This window comes from Streptomyces sp. NPDC096193 (genome assembly GCF_040302905.1).
Lineage (GTDB): Bacteria > Actinomycetota > Actinomycetes > Streptomycetales > Streptomycetaceae > Streptomyces.
Genome location: NZ_JBEOSJ010000021.1, coordinates 71,664 through 89,478, shown reverse-complemented (window position 1 = coordinate 89,478; position 17,815 = coordinate 71,664). Strand labels below are relative to the sequence as shown.

Sequence of the window (17,815 nt, the reverse complement as noted above, 5' to 3'; positions counted from 1 at the left end):
TACAGCAGCTCGGCCCGTAGCCAGGCGATGCGTACGGGCGTCGGCAGCTCCGCCGTCCGCCAGGCGGGCCGTCTCCGCCCGGGGACGTGGTGTCCGAGCCGTCCGTACAGTTCCGCCTGTACGAGTGCCGCTCCCGGCGGGGCCGCCACGAACGCGGGCAGCAGCCCCGCGAGTTCGGCTCCCTCCGGCTCCTCGTCCCACCGGGCCGAGGTCACCCGCTCCCGCATCAGCACCAGGCCCAGGTGGCTGGTGTGCGGGTCGGGGTGCCCGATGAGCCGGGCGAGGACGGACGGCGCGCACACCAGCGGGTCGATGCGGCGGGCCGCCCCGCTCTCGTCCCGGCTCGGGGCCTTCCGGGGCGCTTCGTCGGCCGGAGTCGTCATCGTCGGATGGTAAGGGTGGTGATCACCGCCCCACCAGCGGGATTCAGGGTGCCCCCGGCCCCGCCTCCCGTACCTCGAAGGTGTCGAGCACGAACTCCGCCGTGCCGTCGTCACCGACCTTCCGCAGGCCCACCCAGGTCTCCCCCGCGTCTCCGGGAGCGGTGAACTCGTACGCGTAGGACACCGGGTCCGTCGCCACCGGCAGCGGCACGCGGGCGAGTTCGCGGTCGTCGGCGCCCGTGACCCAGGCGTACTGGCCCGCTTTCTCGTTCTCGTAGCGGAACGAGACGCGGTAGCGGGTGCCGGGCCGGAACCGGACGGTGTGCTGCACGGTCCGGTAGACCAGACCGCCGTTCTCGCCACGGGACTTGAGCGATTCCGCCCCGTCGATGACGTCGTCGATGGCCTTGCCGTTCCAGCCGCGCTGGGTGAACGGCGCGTGCCGCTGGGCGATATGGGTCCGCGGGTCGGTCGCGCCGCCCGCGTCGCCCTTCACGAACACGCCCCAGCCCTGCGGTACATGCTGGAAGTCCTCGTAGGCGATGGTGCCCGGCTTCGCCGTCCGGGGCGCCGCGACGACGCGGACGTTGTCGAAGCGGACCCGCGGCTCGCCCGCCTCGGCGCGCAGCGTGAGGGTGACCGGACCGCCGCCCTGGGGGACGGTGAAGTGGGTGAACATCCGCTGGAAGCGGCTGCCGTGCTTGCGGTCGGCGGCGACGTGGTTGCCGGCGGTCGAGATGTCCGTCCAGTTGGCGGCCGTGACGCCGTCGGCGGTGCGGACCTCCAGGCTCGCCCTGCGCCGCTCCCCCGCCCGCTCGCCCACCTCGACCTGCACGGAGGCGGCGTACGTCCCGGGCGTGAGCCGCGCGAGCCGCTGTCCTGCGGAGGCGGCGGCGCCCGCGCCGATGACCAGTTCGTGATCACCGAGCGGGCTGAGCACGACGGAGGCGGGGCCCTTCACCGTCCAGCCGTCGAGGGTGCCGGCGTGGAAGCCGGGGTCGTGCACGGGTGTCCCCTCGCCCCAGCCGGGGTCGCCGTTCGCCCGGACCCGGGTGCGGTGGACGACGTACGGCTGTCCGGCCTCGGCGTCGACGGTGATGTGGCCGGAGCGTACGGGCAGTTCGGCCTCGTGCACCCGGCCCTGGTCGGTGAGCCGGTAGAGCTGCACCCGCGCGGCACCGGACCAGCCGCGCGGAAGCCGCCAACTGGTTGTGCCGCCCCGGGGGTTGTAGTGGTACAGCTTCGCGGGATCGGTGGCCAGACGCGGCTCCCACGGCAGCAGATAGGTGCCGCCGTCGTAGACCACGCGGCCGTCGGTGACGATGCGGCGGGTGCCGCCCTCGTCGGAGACGGTGCTCGGCCCGAAGAAGGTGATCTCGTGATCGGTCCAGCGCTTGATCGGATGGGCCTGGAGGTACTTGGCGGGCAGGGACTCGGTCCAGATCAGCTCGTAGAAGACGTTCCAGTCCGTCTTGCCCACCCAGCCCTCGAAGTTGCCGGTGCGCGGGATGCCCAGCAGGGTGGGCCACTTGTCGGCGAAGACGTCCTTCTGGTGGTTGCGGATGAAGCGGATGAGCCGTGAGTTGACGCCGCGTGAGGTGTCGGGACCGTAGTCGGTCTCGGTCGCCCAGTGCGACCAGAGCGCCGCGCGTTCCAGGCCGTGGCCCCATTCGGTGGTGATGAGCCAGCCCTGTTCGCGCAGGGCGCGCTGCAGACGGTCGGAGGTCCAGCCGGACTCCCGGAAGACGTCGATGTAGAGCGTGGTGAGGGCGGGGTCGGTCTCGGCCCGCAGATCGGCGAAGCGGCGGACGATGTCGCCGGAGACCAGATCCCGCCGCTGGTCGATGCGGTACGACTGGTCGAGCCAGTCCCACTGTTCGTTCGTCTTGTCGACCAGGGTCTCGGAGAAGGCGTTCGCGACGGGGTAGGACTCGGTGGCGTTGACGTGCACACCGAAGTCGCTGTTCCACTTCCTGCCCTGTCGCACCAGGGTGTTGAGGTCGGTGAGTCCGCCGGCGCGACGGTTGTGGTTGCCCGCGTAGTCGGGGTGGGCCGAGTCGTGGCCCTCCGACTGGTAGCCCTTCAGCAGCGTGTACTGGCGCAGTCCGTCCGTCGCCAGCGAGATCCGCTTCACGTGGTCGAGGGTGGCCAGAAACGGATTGGTCGCCTGCGAGGCGAAGTTGAAGGGGATGTGCGGGACGACACGTAGATGCTGCTCGTCGGCGCCGAGCGGGTCGATCATGATGTCGCGGAAGGCGATGGCGGCGTCCTGCCAGTCGACGACACCGTCGCCGTTGCGGTCGCCGGTGATCACGACGATGGCGTACGGGAGGGATTCCACGGCGTCGACGGGTGCGGTGGCCGCGCGGTGCGTCCACTGCCCCGGGACGAGGTGCGCGGTGGCCAGGCCGTCCGTCACGGTCGTCTGCCGCCAGAGCCGGCCGTTGTCCCAGGTGGCACCCGGGGTGGCGGCGGGGTTGTCGTAGACGGTGTTGGTCTCCACGGCGCCGCCGAGCCGGTCGTGCGCGACGACGGCGTAGGCGCAGCCCGTCGGACTCGCCTCGGCGGGCGTGTCCGGGGTGAGAGTGACCAGCGTGTCGCCGCTGCCGGCCTTGTCCAGCGCGATACGGGCGGCGTACAGCGTCGCGCCGGGCTGGTCGCTGCGTACCGCGAGGAGCGCGAGGTCCGGGATCTCCAGGGTGCCGACGCGCAGTTCCTCGGTGTCGGCGATGCGGGTGACCCGCCAGTCGACCGTGCGGCCGTCCACCCGGATCTCGACGTCGATCTCGGTGACCGGGTCCTTCTCGGTGGACCGGTCGCCGCCGGCGGGGCCGAAGGCGAGGGTGTAGGCGATGCGGTCGCGGCGGACCCGGACGGTGACCTGCGGCGTACGGGCCACGGAGTCGATCAGCACGGAGGTGACGCTCCGCTGCTGCCCGTACAGCTTCGCGCCCGTTGCGCGGTCGGTGTACGACACGATCCGGGGGAAGCCGCGGTCGACGAGGACGTCGAGTTCGCGCGAGCGCAGGACCGTCTCGGGGGCGGTCGTGACGGGCCCGGCGGCGGCGAGCGCGGTTCCCTGCCCCGCGACGGCCGCACCGACGCCGGCCAGGGCGGTGGCGGCCACGACGGTTCTGCGGCTGGGCCCGCGGTTTTGTGCGTCCACGCTCGTTCCTCCTCGTGACGGGTGTTCCGTGCACGTCAATCTGCGCCGGGAGGGAGGAACGCGCCCATGGACAAAGGAGGGGCAGGTGTTGGACTGAAGTGTCCGGCACCTGCCCCTGCTTCGCGGGATACTGCTGCGGCCGGCCGGGTCCGTGGCGGACCCGGCCGAACCGACCCGGTTGTTCTCGTTGTTCTCGGTTGTTCTCGGTCGCTCTCGGTCGCTCTCGGAGCTACAGCGTGGCGGCCGCGGACTTGATGGCGGCAGCGAAGGTGGACACCTCGGTGTAGACACCGGGGTAGTTGGGCCGTGCGCAGCCCTCGCCCCAGCTCACGATGCCGACCTGGATCCAGGCGTTGTTGTTGTCCTTGCGGAACATCGGGCCACCGGAGTCGCCCTGGCAGGTGTCGACGCCGCCCTGCGGGAGTCCGGCGCAGATCTCCTCACCGGCGACGAGGCTCGGGTAGGACTGCTTGCAGGAGGCGTCCGAGACGAACGGCACCTGCGCCTTGAGCAGGTAGCGCTGCTGAGCCCCGCCCTCACGGGCCGCACCCCAGCCGGCGACCGTGAAGGTGCCGTTGTTGTACGCCGTCGTGTCGGCGATCTTCAGTGTGGGGAGATTGATCGGCTTGGCCAGCTTGATCAGCGCCCAGTCCTTGCCCGTGCCGTTGTAGCCGGGGGCCTGGAGGACCTTGGTGGACTTGACCTTGATGGCGGAGGCGCTCTGCAGATCTACGACGCCGGCGGTGGCGGTGATGCTGGTGTTGTTGCCGGAGCCGGAGACACAGTGCGCGGCCGTGAGGACGATCTGCTGGGTGTACAGAGCGCCGCCACAGCCCATGGAGAGCCGGACCATGAAGGGGAACTCGCCCTGGGCGGCGCGGGTACCGCCGACGACGGGCGGCTGCGCGGCCGAGGCCGATGAGGGCTGAAGGCTGACAGCGGCCAGCACGACAGCGCCGGCGGCGGCGCATCTCTTGACCATGCGGAGAAGCTGCTTCAACGGACTGCCTTTCGTGGGGGGTTCAGACTGACGTCGGCACCGGATCCAGGCAGCCGCGGCACGCAACTGACATGGGCCCGACAAGACGTGATCCGGATTATGGGGAGTGTGTCAGGTGCGCCACAAGGAGCAGTTTTCAGCCACGCCACCAGCGCGGATTCACCGCCCGTTCCCCGTAGAGTTGATCCCGGCCGACCATCGTGCATGGGGGGTACGGGACGTGGTGGCGAAGGACAGCGAGGTCGTACACGGCTATCCGCACCTGGACACCGTGCGGGCGGCGATCACCGCGCTGCACCGACGGCTCTCGTCCGAGAGCGTGCTCTCCTACGCCCCGAGCGTCCTGCCGGCCGACGTGGCCTTCGCCGATCAGGACGACCTCCATCTGGGCGCGCAGCGTGTCGCCCGGGCCCTGGTGCATCACCTGCGACTGCCGGACGCCCGGATGATCGTCAGCTTCCGCGAGATGACCCATGCGGCGAGCGTCGAACTGACGGCCGGACCCGAATACTTCATCGAGCTCAACGACCGGTTCCGTACGCATCGCCGGGACATCGGCGCGGCCCTCGCCCACGAGATCATGCATGTCCTGCTCCACCGGATCGGTCTCTCCTTCCCCGGCACTCGTGACAACGAGATCCTCACCGACACCGCCACCACCTATCTCGGCGCGGGCTGGCTGCTGCTCGACGCGTTCCGCGAGGACAGCGTCTCCAGTCAGAAACTCGGATACCTCACGCCCGAGGAGTTCGGCTATGTCCTCGCCAAGCGGTCGCTCCTCTTCGACGAGGACCCCTCACCGTGGTTCACCAGCCCGCAGGGCTATACGGCATATACCAAGGGGAAGGCGCAGGCGCTGCGCGACGCGCAGCAGCCGCCGCTGACCACCGCCGGATGGACGGGCCGCCACCGCTACGCCAAGGACCGGCGGTACGCGCGGGAGCACGCCGGACAGACCCCGCACACGCAGTCCGGCGCGACCGGGTACGCCTTCGAGCAGGGGCCCGACGGCCTGCGCGTCTCGTTCTCGTGCCCCACCTGTCACCAGCGGATCCGGATCCCGGTACGCGGCCGGGTGCGCGCCCGGTGCGGTCTGTGCCGGACGATTCTGGAATGCGACACCTGACGGGTTCTCCGTAGGCTCGAAGGATGACGTACGAACCGGCAGCACCCGTCCAGCAGCTCTTCGACGCCGTGTGCGAGGGCGCGGAGGACGCCGTCGTACGGCTGCTGCGGGCGGGAGTTCCCGCCGACGCGGCCGACGAGGACGGGCAGACGCCGCTGTACCGGGCGGCCGTGAGCGACGAGTTGGGCATCGTACGGCTGCTGCTGGCGGCCGGCGCCGATCCCGAGCGGCTCAGCGGACACGAGGGCGGGGACCTGCCGCTGTGCGGAGCCGCGGTCGGCGGCCACACGGACGTGGTGCTGGCACTGCTCGCCGCCGGCGCCCGGCCGGACACCGCGGAGGCCTTCGGGTTCACCGCCATGACCTGGGCCGTGCAGTTGGGGCACGCAGCGACGGCCGAAGCGCTGCTCGACCACGGCGCCGACCCCGATCTGCCGTCGCCGGGGGGCGAGCCCCCGCTGGTCCTGGCCGCGCGCCGGGGCTCGCCCCGTACCGTCAGGGCGCTGCTGCGGCACGGCGCGGGCGCACGGCAGGCGGCACTCGACGAGGCCCGCGCCTGGCTGGCGCGTGATGTCGAGAAGGAGCTGCGCGCCGGGCTGCTGGAGGCGTACGGCGAGGGGGTGCAGACGGTCGCGCGCCGTGTCGAGGAGGACGGCGGGGTGACGGTCGTGGTCGAGGTGCTGCGCGACGGGAAGCCGGTCGCGGGCAACGAGCAGCAGACGGGCCATGCGGCGATCGCGACCCTCCTGGAGGAGGATCTGGGGATCCGGACGCCGTACGCGACGCTGGCGGAGCGCGCGCTGCGCTGCGGGGACCGGGACCAGGACGACTGGGTGGAAGCGGTGCTGGCGCTGTGGAGGCGCGGCGACGAGGAGACGTTCCAGGTGGCGGCCGCGTGGTGCGCGAGCGACGATCCGCTGCGGCAGGCGTTCGCGGCGGAGGTGCTGGCGCAGCCGGGCCCGGCGGGCCCGGACGTTGGTGCGGGTGCGAACGCGGGTGCGGGTTCGGGTTCGGACGCGGGTGCGGGTTCGGACGCGGGTGCGGGTTCGGGTGGGGGTTCGGACGCAGGTGCGGGTGCGAACGCGGGTGCGGGTACGGACGCGGGTACGGGTGCGGGTGCGGGTGCGGGTGCGGGTGCGGGTGCGGGTGCGGGTGCGGGTGCGGGTACGGACGCCCCGGGGAGGGCCGTTACCGCGCCGCACCAACCCTTCGCCGCGCGGGCGCTCCCGCTGTTGCGCGAACTGGCCCGCGAGGCGAGGGACGAGGAGCTGATCCGGGCCGCCGTCCTCGGGCTCGGCCACCACGGGGACCCGGCCGCCCTGCCGGAGATCCTGCGCCACGCGGGACATCCGGACGCGGCCGTGCGCCACGACGTGGCGCTGTCGCTGTTCGGCCTGGTGCCGGACGGCCACCGGGAGGGCACCGAGACACTGATCGCCCTCAGCCGTGACACGGACGAGCAGGTCAGGGACTGGGCGACCACCGCGCTGGCGCACCTGGGCGGTGACACGGCGGAGATCCGCGAGGCGCTGGCGGCCCGGCTGGAGGACCCCGACCCGGACACCGCGGCGGAGGCGGCGCAGGGGCTGGCGAGGCGTCAGGACCCGCGGGCCTTCCCGGTACTGGCACGGATCCTGGCGGACGGGGACCCGGACGGCTACGCGCACGAGGCAGCGGCAGAGGCGGTGCAGCTGATCCAGGACGAAACGGTCCGGCGCCGGCTGGAGGGCACGGTCCCGCGCGTGCGCTGACGCCGGGAGAACACCGCTGCCGCGGGAGCCCCACGGAGCGCTCGCACGGACGCGCCGACGCGGGAGACCGACCGCTGACGTTGGACTCTCACGGGACGGCCCCCGCATGCGCTGAACGCAGGAGACCGACCGCCGGCGTCAAGGCCCCACGGCACGGGCCTCGCGGATACGCCGACGCGTGAAGTCAGAGCAGCCGCAGCACTCCCGGCGCCCGTTCCTCGATGATGCCGACCAGGTCGTCGAAGACGGTCGGGCCCTCGCCGGCCCTGGCGCGCTCCAGGTCCTCCGCGACGGCCGCCTTGTTCGACGGATGGCACCGGGCGAGCCGCAGCTCCAGCTGACGCGCCGTCTCCGGGTGTCCGAGGGCCCGGCGGGAACTCTCGTGGTCGCGCCATTCGATGACGTAGTCCCCGTCGTCGGGCGTGCCCATCCCGCCGCTGAGGCAGTCGGCGAAGGCGTCGAGGTTGCGGCCGAAGTACCCCTCCGGCCCGTTCACGGCTTCACCGATCACCCGCCAGAAGCTGTCCAGGCCGGTGACCTCCGCCCCGTCGATCACATAGGTCTTGGTCACGGGGCGGAGGATAGCCGGTCAGCAGCCGTGGTCGACGAGGTCGAACGAGGCGTAGTGGTCGGCGGTGTAGTAGTCCTCCTGCGATGCCTCGCCCGTGACGATGCGGCGTGCGCCGCGGTTGGAGGAGCCCGGCGTCTTGACGGTGTACTCGTGGTAGTAGCCGATCGAGTGCGACGGCAGGATGCCTTCCCGGTTCTGGAAGACCGTGCCGTCCTGCGGGTAGGGGAACGGCCCACCCGCGTCGATGAGTTCGAGCGTGTCGTGGGCCTGGGACGGAAGGTCGGAGTAGCAGATGTCACCGACCGCGGCGGCTGCTGTGGGGGCAGCCGTGAGGGTGGAGGTGGTGGCCGTGGCCTGACCGCCGATGAGGAGGGTCGAGGCAAGAGCGGCGACTGCGCCGAGCGTGGCGATTCGTGGGGGGATTCGCATGTCGGCCATCATGACGCGCGTAGACATGCACGCGTCAAGGCGAACTCCTCGCTGTTCTCTGCGAATTAACCTGGATGGATTCGTGGACACGAAGATGTGGGGACCGCCTGAGAACCGGTCACCGGGCACCGTGGACGGGCTGCGGAATCTCGGCGTCCGCCAGCAGTTTCCGTACCGCTTCACCCGCCTCCGACGGCCGCCAGCGGGCCCCCTTGTCGGCCGTCGGACCCGGCCGCCAGCCCTCCATGACGGTGATCCGTCCGGCCTCGGCCTCGAAGACCCGGCCGGTGACCCCCGCACTGGCGGCGGAACCCAGCCAGACGACGAGGGGGGACACGTCCTCGGGCAGGGCGGTGAGCCCGGCGAACGTCTCCTCGGTCATCCTGGTGCGGGCCGCCGGGGCGATGGCGTTGACCTGGACCCCGTACCGGCCCAGCTCGGCCGCCGCGACCAGCGTCAGACCGATGATCGCGGCCTTGGCCGCCGCGTAGTTGCCCTGCCCGACGCTGCCCAACAGCCCCGCACCGGACGTGGTGTTGACGATACGCGCCGCCACCGGTCGTCCGCCCTTGGCTTCGGCGCGCCAGTGTGCGGCGGCATGCTTGAGCGGCAGGAAGTGCCCCCGTCCGTGCACCCGCATCACGGCGTCCCAGTCGCCCTCGTCGAGGTTGACGAGCATGCGGTCGCGCAGGAAGCCCGCGTTGTTGACGAGGGTGTCGAGCCGGCCCCAGGACTCCAGCGCGGCGGAGACGAGCGAGGCGGCGCCCTCGCCGGTTGCGACGTCCCCGCTGTGCGCCACCGCCTCGCCGCCCGACGCCCTGATCTCGTCGACGACCTCCTGCGCCGGGCCCGTTGATGCGCCCGCTCCGTCCAGGCCCGCCCCCAGGTCGTTGACGACGACCCGGGCACCCTCGGCGGCGAAGGCGAGGGCGTGCGCGCGCCCCAGTCCTCGTCCGCCGCCGGTGACGACGACCACGCGCTCCGCACAGATTCCCGTCATCTCACGTCTCCTTGTCGACCGTGCCCGTGATGCTCGTTTCCATGTCGCCCGTTTCCATGTCGCCCGCTTGCCTGTCGCCCGCTTGCCTGTCGCCCGCCTGCTTGTCGGCCGTTTCCCTGTTGACCGTTGCGGCATCGAGGAAGGCGGGGCGCTCCCCGCCCCCGTGCACAAGCAGCGAGGCCCCGCTGATGTAGGCGGCGCGTGCCGACGCGAGGAAGACGGCCGCGTCGCCGACGTCCGACGGTTCCGCGAGACGGCCGAGCGGGACGGTACGGCCCGCGGCGGCGATCCCCTCCTCGTCCCCGTAGTGGAGCCCGGACAGTTCGGTGCGGACCATGCCGAGAACGAGCGTGTTCACCCGGACCTCGGGGGCCCACTCCACAGCCATCGAGCGGGCCAGGCTCTCCAGTCCGGCCTTGGCCGCTCCGTACGCCGCGGATCCCGGCGAGGGCCGGCCGCCGCTGACACTCCCGATCATGACGATCGAGCCCCCGGCCGCCCTGAGGTGGTCGTAGGCGGCGAGGGACGCGGTCAGCGGGGTGACGAGGTTGAGCTCGACGACCCGTGCGTGACGCGCGACGGCGCCGTCCGCGAGCAGCCGGTGAGGGGTGCCTCCGGCGTTGTTGACGAGGGTGTCGAGGCGGCCGTACCGGGCGGCCACGTCGTCGAGGAAGCCTGCGACGCCCTCGGCCTCGCGCAGGTCCACGGGCACGAACTCGGCTCCGTCGAGCGGCACTTCGGGCGGCCTGCGCGCGCAGACCACCACCCGGGCGCCGGCCCGCAGGAAGGCCCGGGCGATGCCCGCGCCGACGCCCCGCGTGCCGCCGGTGACGACGGCGACCCTCCCATCCAGCTCCATCGGCTGCTACCTTCCTCACCTAACAAATGTTTGGTGGAAAGGTAGCTGATCCTCTCATGGGTGTCTCCACCACAAGCCCCGAGAAGGGCATCTCACGTGTCACGGCCGACTTCCCACCCGTCAACGCCCTTCCCGTGCAGGGCTGGTACGACCTCGCGGACGCCGTCCGCGCGGCGGGCCGGGACCCCGCGACCCGCTGTGTGGTGCTGACCGCCGCCGGCCGCGGGTTCAACGCCGGCGTCGACATCAAGGAGATGCAGCGCGACCCCGGTCACCACACCCTGATCGGCGCCAACCGCGGCTGCTACGAGGCCTTCGCCGCCGTGTACGAGTGCGAGGTCCCCGTCGTCGCCGCGGTGCACGGCCACTGCCTCGGCGGCGGCATCGGGCTGGTCGGCAACGCGGACGCGATCGTCGCCTCGGACGACGCCACGTTCGGTCTGCCGGAGCTCGACCGCGGCGCGCTCGGCGCCGCCACCCATCTCGCCCGCCTGGTGCCGCAGCATCTGATGCGCGCCCTGTACTACACCTCGCGCACCGCGACCGCCGCCGAACTTCACCACCACGGCTCCGTCTGGAAGGTCGTCCCGCGCGACGAACTCCGGGACGCGGCCATGGAGCTGGCCCGGGAGATCGCCCGCAAGGACGGCACCCTCGTCCGGCTGGCCAAGGCGGCGATCAACGGCATCGACCCCGTCGACGTACGCCGCAGCTACCGGTTCGAGCAGGGCTTCACCTTCGAGGCGGGTCTCAGCGGGGTCGCCGACCGCGTCCGCGACACCTTCGGGAAGGAACCGCAGCCGTGACCGACAAGACCATGACGCCCGAGGACGTGGTGGGGCGCCTGCGCAGCGGCATGACCATCGGCATCGGCGGCTGGGGTTCGCGCCGCAAGCCGATGGCGCTCGTGCGCGCGCTGCTCCGCTCCGAGATCACCGATCTGACCGTCATCTCCTACGGCGGCCCCGACATCGGCATGCTCGCCGCCGCCCGCCGGATCCGCCGACTGGTCACGGCCTTCGTCACCCTCGACTCGATCCCGCTCGAACCGCACTACCGCGCCGCCCGCCAGCGGGGCGACTTCGCTCTCACCGAGATCGACGAGGCGATGTTCATGTGGGGTCTGCACGCGGCCGCCAACCGGCTGCCCTTCCTTCCGGTGCGGGCGGGACTCGGCTCCGACGTCATGCGGGTCAACCCCGCGCTGCGAACCGTCACTTCGCCCTACGCCGACGGCGAGGAGTTCGTCGCCGCGCCGGCGCTGCGCATGGATGCCGCGCTCGTCCACCTCAACCGGGCCGACCGCCGGGGCAACGGCCAGTACCTGGGTCCCGACCCCTACTTCGACGACCTGTTCTGCCAGTCCGCCGACGCGGCGTACGTCTCCTGCGACCAGCTGGTGGAGACGGCCGAGCTCACCAAGGACGCGGCTCCGCAGACCCTGCTGGTCGCCCGGCACTCGGTCACCGGAGTGGTGGAGGCCCCAAACGGCGCGCACTTCACCTCCTGCGCCCCCGACCACGGGCGCGACGAGGCCTTCCAGCGGATGTACGCCGGCACTACCTGGGACGAGTTCGCGGGACGCTTCTTGGCCGGGCCCGGCGAACACGACTACCAACGCGCCGTACAGGCCTGGCACAAGGAGCAGCAGTGATTCCCGCACGGACCGTCTCCCGGGCCGAGTACTGCGTCGTCGCCTGCGCCGAGGCATGGCGCGGCGCCGGCGAGATCCTGGCCAGTCCGATGGGGCTGATCCCCTCGGTCGGCGCCCGGCTGGCCCGGCGCACCTTCTCGACCGGCCTCCTGCTCACCGACGGCGAGGCGATGCTCGTCGGGCCGGACGGCACGGTGGAGGGCTGGCTGCCCTACCGGCAGCACCTCGCCATGGTCACCGGCGGCAGACGTCACGTCATGATGGGCGCGAGTCAGATCGACCGCTTCGGCAACCAGAACATCTCCTGCATCGGTGACTGGCGGCAGCCCACGCGCCAGCTCCTCGGCGTCCGCGGAGCGCCTGTCAACACCCTGAACAACCCGGTGAGTTACTGGGTGCCCAAGCACTCGGCCCGGGTCTTCGTCCCGAAGGTCGACCTGGTGTGCGGGGTGGGTCACGACAACGCCGCCGCCGCCGGTCCCAGTGCCACCCGGTTCCACCGCATCCCGCGCGTCGTGTCCGACCTGGGCGTCTTCGACTTCGCCACCCCCGACCGCTCGATGCGGCTCGCCTCCCTGCACCCCGGTGTCACGCTCGACCGGGTGCGGGAGGCCACCGGCTTCGCGCTGACGGTCCCCGACAACGTCCCGTACACACGCGAGCCGACCGAGGACGAACTGCGGCTGATCCGCGAGGTGATCGACCCGGAGGGGCTGCGGGACCGCGAGGTCCGGGCCGGATGACGGGCCGTGTCCGGACGGCACTCACCGAACTCACGGGCGTGCGCCATCCGATCGTGCAGACCGGGATGGGCTGGGTGGCCGGCCCGCGGCTGGTGTCCGCTGCCGCGGAGGCGGGCGCGCTCGGCATCCTCGCCTCGGCGACGATGACCACCGACGAACTGCGCCGTGCGGTGCGCGAGGTCTCCTCCCGCACGGACGCGCCGTTCGGGGTCAACTTGCGCGCGGACGCGGGAGACGCGCGCGAGAGGGTGCGGATCATCGTCGATGAGGGCGTACGGGTGGCCTCCTTCGCCCTGGCGCCCTCACGGGAGCTGATCACCGAGCTCAAGGACGCGGGGGTGGTCGTGATCCCGTCGGTCGGGGCGCGACGGCACGCGGAGAAGGTGGCCGCCTGGGGCGCGGACGCGGTGATCGTTCAGGGCGGCGAGGGCGGCGGCCACACCGGCGATGTCGCCACCACGGTGCTCCTGCCGCAGGTCGTGGACGCGGTCGGCATTCCGGTGATCGCGGCCGGCGGGTTCCGCGACGGGCGGGGTCTGGTGGCGGCGCTCGCGTACGGTGCGGCGGGCATCGCGATGGGCACCCGGTTCCTGCTCACCGCCGAGTCGACCGTGCCGGACGCGGTGAAGGCGAGGTATCTGGCGGCGTCCGTGAAGGACGTGACGGTGACGACGGCCGTCGACGGGCTGCCGCACCGGATGCTGCGGACGGAGCTGGTCGACTCGCTGGAGCGGCACGGCCGTACGCGCACCCTGGCCCGGGCGGTCCGCCACGCGGCCGGCTTCCGGAAGCTCTCCGGTCTGAGCTGGCCACGGATGCTCCACGACGGCCTGGCCATGAGGCACGGGCGGGAACTGTCGTGGAGCCAGGTGCTGCTCGCCGCCAACACGCCCATGCTGCTGCGGGCCTCCATGGTGGAGGGCCGCACCGACCTGGGGGTGATGGCGTCGGGTCAGGTCGCGGGGGTCATCGACGACCTGCCCACGTGTGCGGAGCTCGTCGACCGGGTGATGGCCGAGGCCCGGCAGGTGCTCGATGCACTGCCGGGCCCCGGGCATCCGTGAGGAGTTCCGGTCAGGCAGCCCTGCGGCGGCTGCTCTGCGCCGTCCCGCGCTGCCGGCCTGCGGCCTGGCCGCCTGCCTGACCCTGGCGCGCCTGGCCGCCCTGTCGCACCGACGCGCCCTGACGGGACTGACCGCTCTGGCGCGACTGGCCGCCCTGACCCGTCCTGCCGCCCTCACGGGCCTGACCGTTCTGACCGGTCCTGCCGCCCTCACGGGCCTGACCGCCACGGCGGCCTCCGGGGGCGCTGCGCGCCCGGCCCTGGGTCTGACGGGGTCGCTGCTGCTGCGCGGCCGGCTCCGGCACCTCGACGGTGACGGCGACACCCGAGGGCTCGCGAGCGCCGGTGATCCGGCTCAGTTCCTCGTCGCTCGACTTGATCCGCGCGGTCTGCGGGCTGATACCGGCGTCCGCCATCAGCCGCGTCATCTCACGCCGCTGCTCGGGCAGCACCAGCGTCACCACGCTGCCGGACTCACCCGCGCGGGCGGTACGGCCGCCACGGTGCAGATAGTCCTTGTGGTCGACGGGCGGGTCGACGTTCACCACGAGTCCGAGATCGTCGACATGGATGCCGCGGGCGGCCACATTGGTCGCGACCAGCGCGGTGACCTGCCCGTTCTTGAACTGGTCCAGAGTGCGGTTGCGCTGCGGCTGCGAACGGCCGCCGTGCAGCGCCGCCGCGCGGACACCGCTGGCCAGCAGCCGCTTCGCGAAGCGGTCGGCGGCGCGCTTGGTGTCGACGAAGAGGATCACCCGGCCGTCGCGGGCCGCGATACGGGTGGCCACGGCCTTCTTGTCGGTCTCGTCCGCGACATGCAGCACATGGTGCTCCATGGTGGTGACGGCTCCCACGGAGGCGTCGACCGAGTGCACGACGGGATCGGTCAGGAACATCCGGACGAGCCGGTCTATGTTCTTGTCCAGCGTCGCCGAGAAGAGCATCCGCTGACCGTCCGGCTCGACCTGCTTGAGCAGCGCCGTGACCTGGGGCATGAACCCCATGTCGGCCATCTGGTCGGCCTCGTCGAGGACGGTGATGGACACCCGGTCCAGGGTGCAGTCGCCGCGCTCGATCAGGTCCTTGAGCCGGCCGGGCGTGGCCACGAGCACCTCGGCGCCGCGGCGCAGCGAGCCCGCCTGCTTGGAGATCGACAGTCCGCCGACGACGGTGGTGAGCCGCAGCTGCACGGACGTCGCGTACGGGGTCAGCGCGTCGGTGACCTGCTGCGCGAGTTCACGGGTCGGTACCAGGACGAGCGCGAGGGGCGCCCGGGGTTCGGCACGGCGGCCGGCGGTACGGGCGAGCAGCGCGAGCCCGAAGGCCAGTGTCTTGCCCGAACCGGTGCGTCCGCGGCCGAGGATGTCACGGCCTGCGAGCGAGTTCGGCAGCGTCGCCGCCTGGATGGGGAAAGGCTCGGTCAGTCCCTGGGCCACGAGGGTCTTCAGCAATGCGGCCGGCATGTCCAGCTCGTCGAATGCGTGAACGGCGGGCAGCGCCGGGGTTACGGTTTCCGGCAGCGCGAATTCCTGCGGGGGAGCCGCCTTGCGGGCGGGGCCCTTGCCGGGGTTCTTTCGCGAGCCGTTGCCCGCTGTCTTTGCCGCGGGCCTGCCGGAGCCGGTGCCACGGGAATCAGCCGTGCGCTTACGGGCCGGCCGCGCCGGGCGGTCCTGACGTGCCGGACGGTCCTGCCCGGCCGGTCGATCGGAGCGAGTCATGCGGATATTGCCTTCCTGGGCCTCGGGACAGCACGCACAAGCCGGGGCCCGCACCCTTGAGGGTGCGGACCCCGGCTAGGAGTTCACGCGCCGGCAGATCAGGCCGGGACGATGTTCTCCGCCTGCGGGCCCTTCTGGCCCTGCGTGACGTCGAAGGAAACCTTCTGGCCCTCCTGGAGCTCACGGAAGCCCTGGGTGGCGATGTTCGAGTAGTGGGCGAAGACGTCGGCGCCGCCGCCGTCCTGCTCGATGAAGCCGAAGCCCTTTTCCGCGTTGAACCACTTCACGGTTCCAGTAGCCATGTCATTACTCCTAAAACGAGGGGCAAGCCGGAAATCCACACCTCGTGGATTTCCCGTCGCCGCATTGACCCCCATCCGGAAATGACCGGCAAACAAAATATGCGCCTGCGGAAGCGTCCCGTCAGGCGCACACAAAGTTCATGGGTACCAAAACTGCAACACAGTAACCGTAGCATGCCCCTTCCTGAATGGCTCGCAGGCACGGCAGTTTCTTGATCGCGCGCCGGAATCAGGGCCGGGGCGTCGGCGCGGCGAGCTCGGCCAGGTGCTGGAGCGAGTTGCCGAGGTGCTCGGGGCCGAACGGCGGGAACCGGAGGTACTCCCGGACTGACTGCGGCACCGCGGACCAGTCGTAGGTGAGCGTGACCTCGGTCCCGGACGGACCGAGCGGCGTCAGGTCGTACCGCCAGAACCAGCCGCCGAACTCCAGGTGACCGTCGCCCTTGGGGTCGTACCCCGTACGCCAGGCGATGGCGCGCGGCGGGTCTGCCACCTGGACCTCGTTGAACACGCGGTAGTCACCGTCCGGATGGCCCGGGTGGTACATGTCCATGCGGAAGAGCTGCCCCACCTCGGTCAGGGGCAGCCGGTCGACGGCGTCCTGGACCCAGCCGGTGCCGTCGATCGACGCGTGGGTCGTCGGGTCCGCAAGCACCGCGTACACCTTCGCGGGCGGCACGGCGACGGTCAGGGTGGCGCTCACGTTCTCCTCGGGCACGGTGTCCACGCTCCTCGTCGTCTCGCCTCGGGCCTCCCGCCGACGCGGCAGGAGACGCTCACACCATGGAGACGACGCGGCGGGGAGGAACTCATCGGTCCTGCGGGCGCAGCGCCGCCCGGTCCGGACACGGCCGGGCGCGGGCGGGGGCTGCGCGGACGCGGCCTAGAGGCGTTCGACGATGGTCACGTTCGCCTGGCCGCCGCCCTCGCACATCGTCTGGAGGCCGTAGCGGCCGCCCGTGCGTTCCAGTTCGTGGAGCAGCGTCGTCATGAGCCGCACTCCCGTCGCGCCGAGCGGATGGCCGAGCGCGATCGCGCCGCCGTTGACGTTCACCCTGGCCGGGTCCGCGCCCGTCTCCTTCAGCCACGCCAGGACGACGGGCGCGAAGGCCTCGTTGATCTCGACCAGGTCCAGCTCGTCGATCGACATGCCGGTCTTCTTCAGCGCGTGGGCCGTCGCCGGGATGGGGGCGGAGAGCATGCGGATGGGGTCCTCGCCGCGCACCGACAGATGGTGGACACGGGCCCGCGGTGTCAGGCCGTGCTCGCGGACGGCCCGCTCGCTCGCCAGCAGCATCGCCGCGGCGCCGTCCGACACCTGCGAGGAGCACGCCGCGGTGATGGTGCCGTCCGGCATCACGGGGTCCAGGCCCGCCATCTTCTCCACCGTGGTGTCACGGCGCGGGCCCTCGTCCACGGTCACGTCGCCGTACGCCACCGTCTCGCGCGCGAAGCGCCCTTCGTCGATCGCCCGGACCGCGCGCCGGTGGGAGCGAAGGGCGTACTCCTCCTGGTCTCGGCGGGTGATGCCCCACTTCGCCGCGATCAGTTCGGCGCCGTGGAACTGGTTGACCGGCTGATCGCCGTACCGCGCCCGCCAGCCCTCGCTGCCCGCGAAGGGGCCCTCGGTCAGGCCGAGCGGACCGGCTGCCTGCCGGGAGGCGAACGCGATGGGGATCATCGACATGTTCTGGGTGCCGCCCGCGACCACCAGGTCCTGGGTGCCGGAGAGCACCGCCTGGGCCGCGAAGTGCACGGCCTGCTGCGACGAGCCGCACTGCCGGTCGACGGTCACGCCCGGCACCTCCTCGGGCAGGCCCGCCGCGAGCCAGGCGGTCCGCGCGATGTCGCCGGCCTGCGGGCCCACGGTGTCCAGACAGCCGAACACGACGTCCTCGACGGCCGACGGATCGACGCCGGAGCGGGCCATCAGCGCGGTGAGCACATGGGCGCCCAGGTCGGCGGGGTGGACAGCGGCGAGGCCTCCCCTGCGCCGGCCCACCGGGGTCCGTACCGCTTCGACGATGTATGCCTCGCCCATGACAACTCC

At 71.9% G+C, this 17,815-nt stretch carries 16 protein-coding genes; 6 read left to right on the top strand and 10 right to left on the bottom strand.

The annotated features are described in order from the left end of the window. Positions 1–426: 426 nt before the first annotated feature. Together ABTX78_RS26650 and ABTX78_RS26645 are read right to left on the bottom strand one after the other, a co-directional pair. Positions 427–3,549: an endo-alpha-N-acetylgalactosaminidase family protein gene (locus tag ABTX78_RS26650; RefSeq protein WP_352209319.1), complete on the bottom strand. Its 3,123-nt coding sequence runs from the start codon at positions 3,547–3,549 to the stop codon at positions 427–429. A gap of 229 nt (positions 3,550–3,778) precedes the next feature. Further along, on the bottom strand, positions 3,779–4,531 hold the full coding sequence (locus ABTX78_RS26645; protein WP_313946949.1) for a S1 family peptidase: 753 nt from the start codon (positions 4,529–4,531) through the stop codon (positions 3,779–3,781). Between the two features lie 241 nt (positions 4,532–4,772). Between ABTX78_RS26645 and ABTX78_RS26640 the strand changes: the two genes are divergently transcribed. Both ABTX78_RS26640 and ABTX78_RS26635 read left to right on the top strand, forming a co-directional pair. Next, on the top strand, positions 4,773–5,675 hold the full coding sequence (locus tag ABTX78_RS26640; RefSeq protein WP_352209367.1) for a hypothetical protein: 903 nt from the start codon (positions 4,773–4,775) through the stop codon (positions 5,673–5,675). A 23-nt stretch (positions 5,676–5,698) separates the two neighbouring features. Continuing rightward, positions 5,699–7,426 (top strand): HEAT repeat domain-containing protein, encoded by a 1,728-nt coding sequence (locus ABTX78_RS26635; RefSeq protein WP_352209318.1) that lies wholly within the window; start codon positions 5,699–5,701, stop codon positions 7,424–7,426. Positions 7,427–7,610: 184 nt separating this feature from the next. Here the strand turns inward: ABTX78_RS26635 and ABTX78_RS26630 are convergent, their stop codons facing one another. The 4 genes from ABTX78_RS26630 to ABTX78_RS26615 all read right to left on the bottom strand — a co-directional run bounded on the left by ABTX78_RS26630 (position 7,611) and on the right by ABTX78_RS26615 (position 10,285). Beyond that, a complete protein-coding gene (locus ABTX78_RS26630) occupies positions 7,611–7,997 on the bottom strand; it encodes a barstar family protein (RefSeq protein ID WP_352209317.1) in 387 nt (128 codons plus the stop codon). An 18-nt stretch (positions 7,998–8,015) separates the two neighbouring features. Beyond that, on the bottom strand, positions 8,016–8,426 hold the full coding sequence (locus ABTX78_RS26625) for a guanyl-specific ribonuclease (protein ID WP_352209316.1): 411 nt from the start codon (positions 8,424–8,426) through the stop codon (positions 8,016–8,018). A 118-nt stretch (positions 8,427–8,544) separates the two neighbouring features. Next, positions 8,545–9,426 carry an SDR family oxidoreductase gene (locus ABTX78_RS26620; RefSeq protein ID WP_352209315.1) on the bottom strand — a complete coding sequence of 294 codons (882 nt, stop codon included), beginning with the start codon at positions 9,424–9,426 and terminating at the stop codon, positions 8,545–8,547. Position 9,427: 1 nt separating this feature from the next. Next, positions 9,428–10,285: an SDR family oxidoreductase gene (locus ABTX78_RS26615; protein ID WP_352209314.1), complete on the bottom strand. Its 858-nt coding sequence runs from the start codon at positions 10,283–10,285 to the stop codon at positions 9,428–9,430. Between the two features lie 56 nt (positions 10,286–10,341). Here ABTX78_RS26615 and ABTX78_RS26610 point away from each other — a divergent pair, with 56 nt between their 5' ends. From ABTX78_RS26610 to ABTX78_RS26595, 4 genes are read left to right on the top strand one after another with little or no spacing between them, the layout of a single operon-like run. Continuing rightward, the gene (locus ABTX78_RS26610) at positions 10,342–11,091 is read left to right on the top strand and encodes an enoyl-CoA hydratase family protein (RefSeq protein ID WP_352209313.1); all 750 of its coding nucleotides are present in this window, start codon (positions 10,342–10,344) and stop codon (positions 11,089–11,091) included. Beyond that, positions 11,088–11,939, top strand: coding sequence for a CoA transferase subunit A (locus ABTX78_RS26605; protein ID WP_352209312.1), 852 nt, complete (start codon positions 11,088–11,090; stop codon positions 11,937–11,939). The genes ABTX78_RS26610 and ABTX78_RS26605 overlap by 4 nt, the downstream gene beginning before the upstream one ends. Then, the gene (locus tag ABTX78_RS26600) at positions 11,936–12,682 is read left to right on the top strand and encodes a CoA-transferase subunit beta (protein WP_352209311.1); all 747 of its coding nucleotides are present in this window, start codon (positions 11,936–11,938) and stop codon (positions 12,680–12,682) included. Before ABTX78_RS26605 ends, ABTX78_RS26600 begins: the two co-directional genes overlap by 4 nt. Then, on the top strand, positions 12,679–13,746 hold the full coding sequence (locus ABTX78_RS26595; protein WP_352209310.1) for an NAD(P)H-dependent flavin oxidoreductase: 1,068 nt from the start codon (positions 12,679–12,681) through the stop codon (positions 13,744–13,746). Before ABTX78_RS26600 ends, ABTX78_RS26595 begins: the two co-directional genes overlap by 4 nt. 10 nt (positions 13,747–13,756) lie before the next feature. Here the strand turns inward: ABTX78_RS26595 and ABTX78_RS26590 are convergent, their stop codons facing one another. The 4 genes from ABTX78_RS26590 to ABTX78_RS26575 all read right to left on the bottom strand — a co-directional run bounded on the left by ABTX78_RS26590 (position 13,757) and on the right by ABTX78_RS26575 (position 17,806). Next, complete coding sequence (locus ABTX78_RS26590) at positions 13,757–15,463, bottom strand: DEAD/DEAH box helicase (protein ID WP_352209309.1); 1,707 nt, start codon at positions 15,461–15,463, stop codon at positions 13,757–13,759. Between the two features lie 98 nt (positions 15,464–15,561). Continuing rightward, positions 15,562–15,765 (bottom strand): cold-shock protein, encoded by a 204-nt coding sequence (locus ABTX78_RS26585; protein ID WP_037915390.1) that lies wholly within the window; start codon positions 15,763–15,765, stop codon positions 15,562–15,564. Positions 15,766–15,994: 229 nt separating this feature from the next. Then, a complete protein-coding gene (locus ABTX78_RS26580; protein ID WP_352209308.1) occupies positions 15,995–16,492 on the bottom strand; it encodes an SRPBCC family protein in 498 nt (165 codons plus the stop codon). 156 nt (positions 16,493–16,648) lie between these two features. Continuing rightward, positions 16,649–17,806: an acetyl-CoA C-acetyltransferase gene (locus tag ABTX78_RS26575; protein WP_352209307.1), complete on the bottom strand. Its 1,158-nt coding sequence runs from the start codon at positions 17,804–17,806 to the stop codon at positions 16,649–16,651. Between the last annotated feature and the right edge of the window lie 9 nt (positions 17,807–17,815).

What these genes read in the sequence shown, in the direction of transcription:
- ABTX78_RS26645 (WP_313946949.1), bottom strand. Translation starts at nt 4,531, where the DNA reads ATGGTCAAGAGATGCGCCGCCGCCGGCGCTGTCGTGCTGGCCGCTGTC.
- ABTX78_RS26635 (WP_352209318.1), top strand. Translation starts at nt 5,699, where the DNA reads ATGACGTACGAACCGGCAGCACCCGTCCAGCAGCTCTTCGACGCCGTG.
- ABTX78_RS26625 (WP_352209316.1), bottom strand. Translation starts at nt 8,426, where the DNA reads ATGCGAATCCCCCCACGAATCGCCACGCTCGGCGCAGTCGCCGCTCTT.
- ABTX78_RS26620 (WP_352209315.1), bottom strand. Translation starts at nt 9,426, where the DNA reads ATGACGGGAATCTGTGCGGAGCGCGTGGTCGTCGTCACCGGCGGCGGA.
- ABTX78_RS26615 (WP_352209314.1), bottom strand. Translation starts at nt 10,285, where the DNA reads ATGGAGCTGGATGGGAGGGTCGCCGTCGTCACCGGCGGCACGCGGGGC.
- ABTX78_RS26610 (WP_352209313.1), top strand. Translation starts at nt 10,342, where the DNA reads ATGGGTGTCTCCACCACAAGCCCCGAGAAGGGCATCTCACGTGTCACG.
- ABTX78_RS26595 (WP_352209310.1), top strand. Translation starts at nt 12,679, where the DNA reads ATGACGGGCCGTGTCCGGACGGCACTCACCGAACTCACGGGCGTGCGC.
- ABTX78_RS26590 (WP_352209309.1), bottom strand. Translation starts at nt 15,463, where the DNA reads ATGACTCGCTCCGATCGACCGGCCGGGCAGGACCGTCCGGCACGTCAG.
- ABTX78_RS26585 (WP_037915390.1), bottom strand. Translation starts at nt 15,765, where the DNA reads ATGGCTACTGGAACCGTGAAGTGGTTCAACGCGGAAAAGGGCTTCGGC.
- ABTX78_RS26575 (WP_352209307.1), bottom strand. Translation starts at nt 17,806, where the DNA reads ATGGGCGAGGCATACATCGTCGAAGCGGTACGGACCCCGGTGGGCCGG.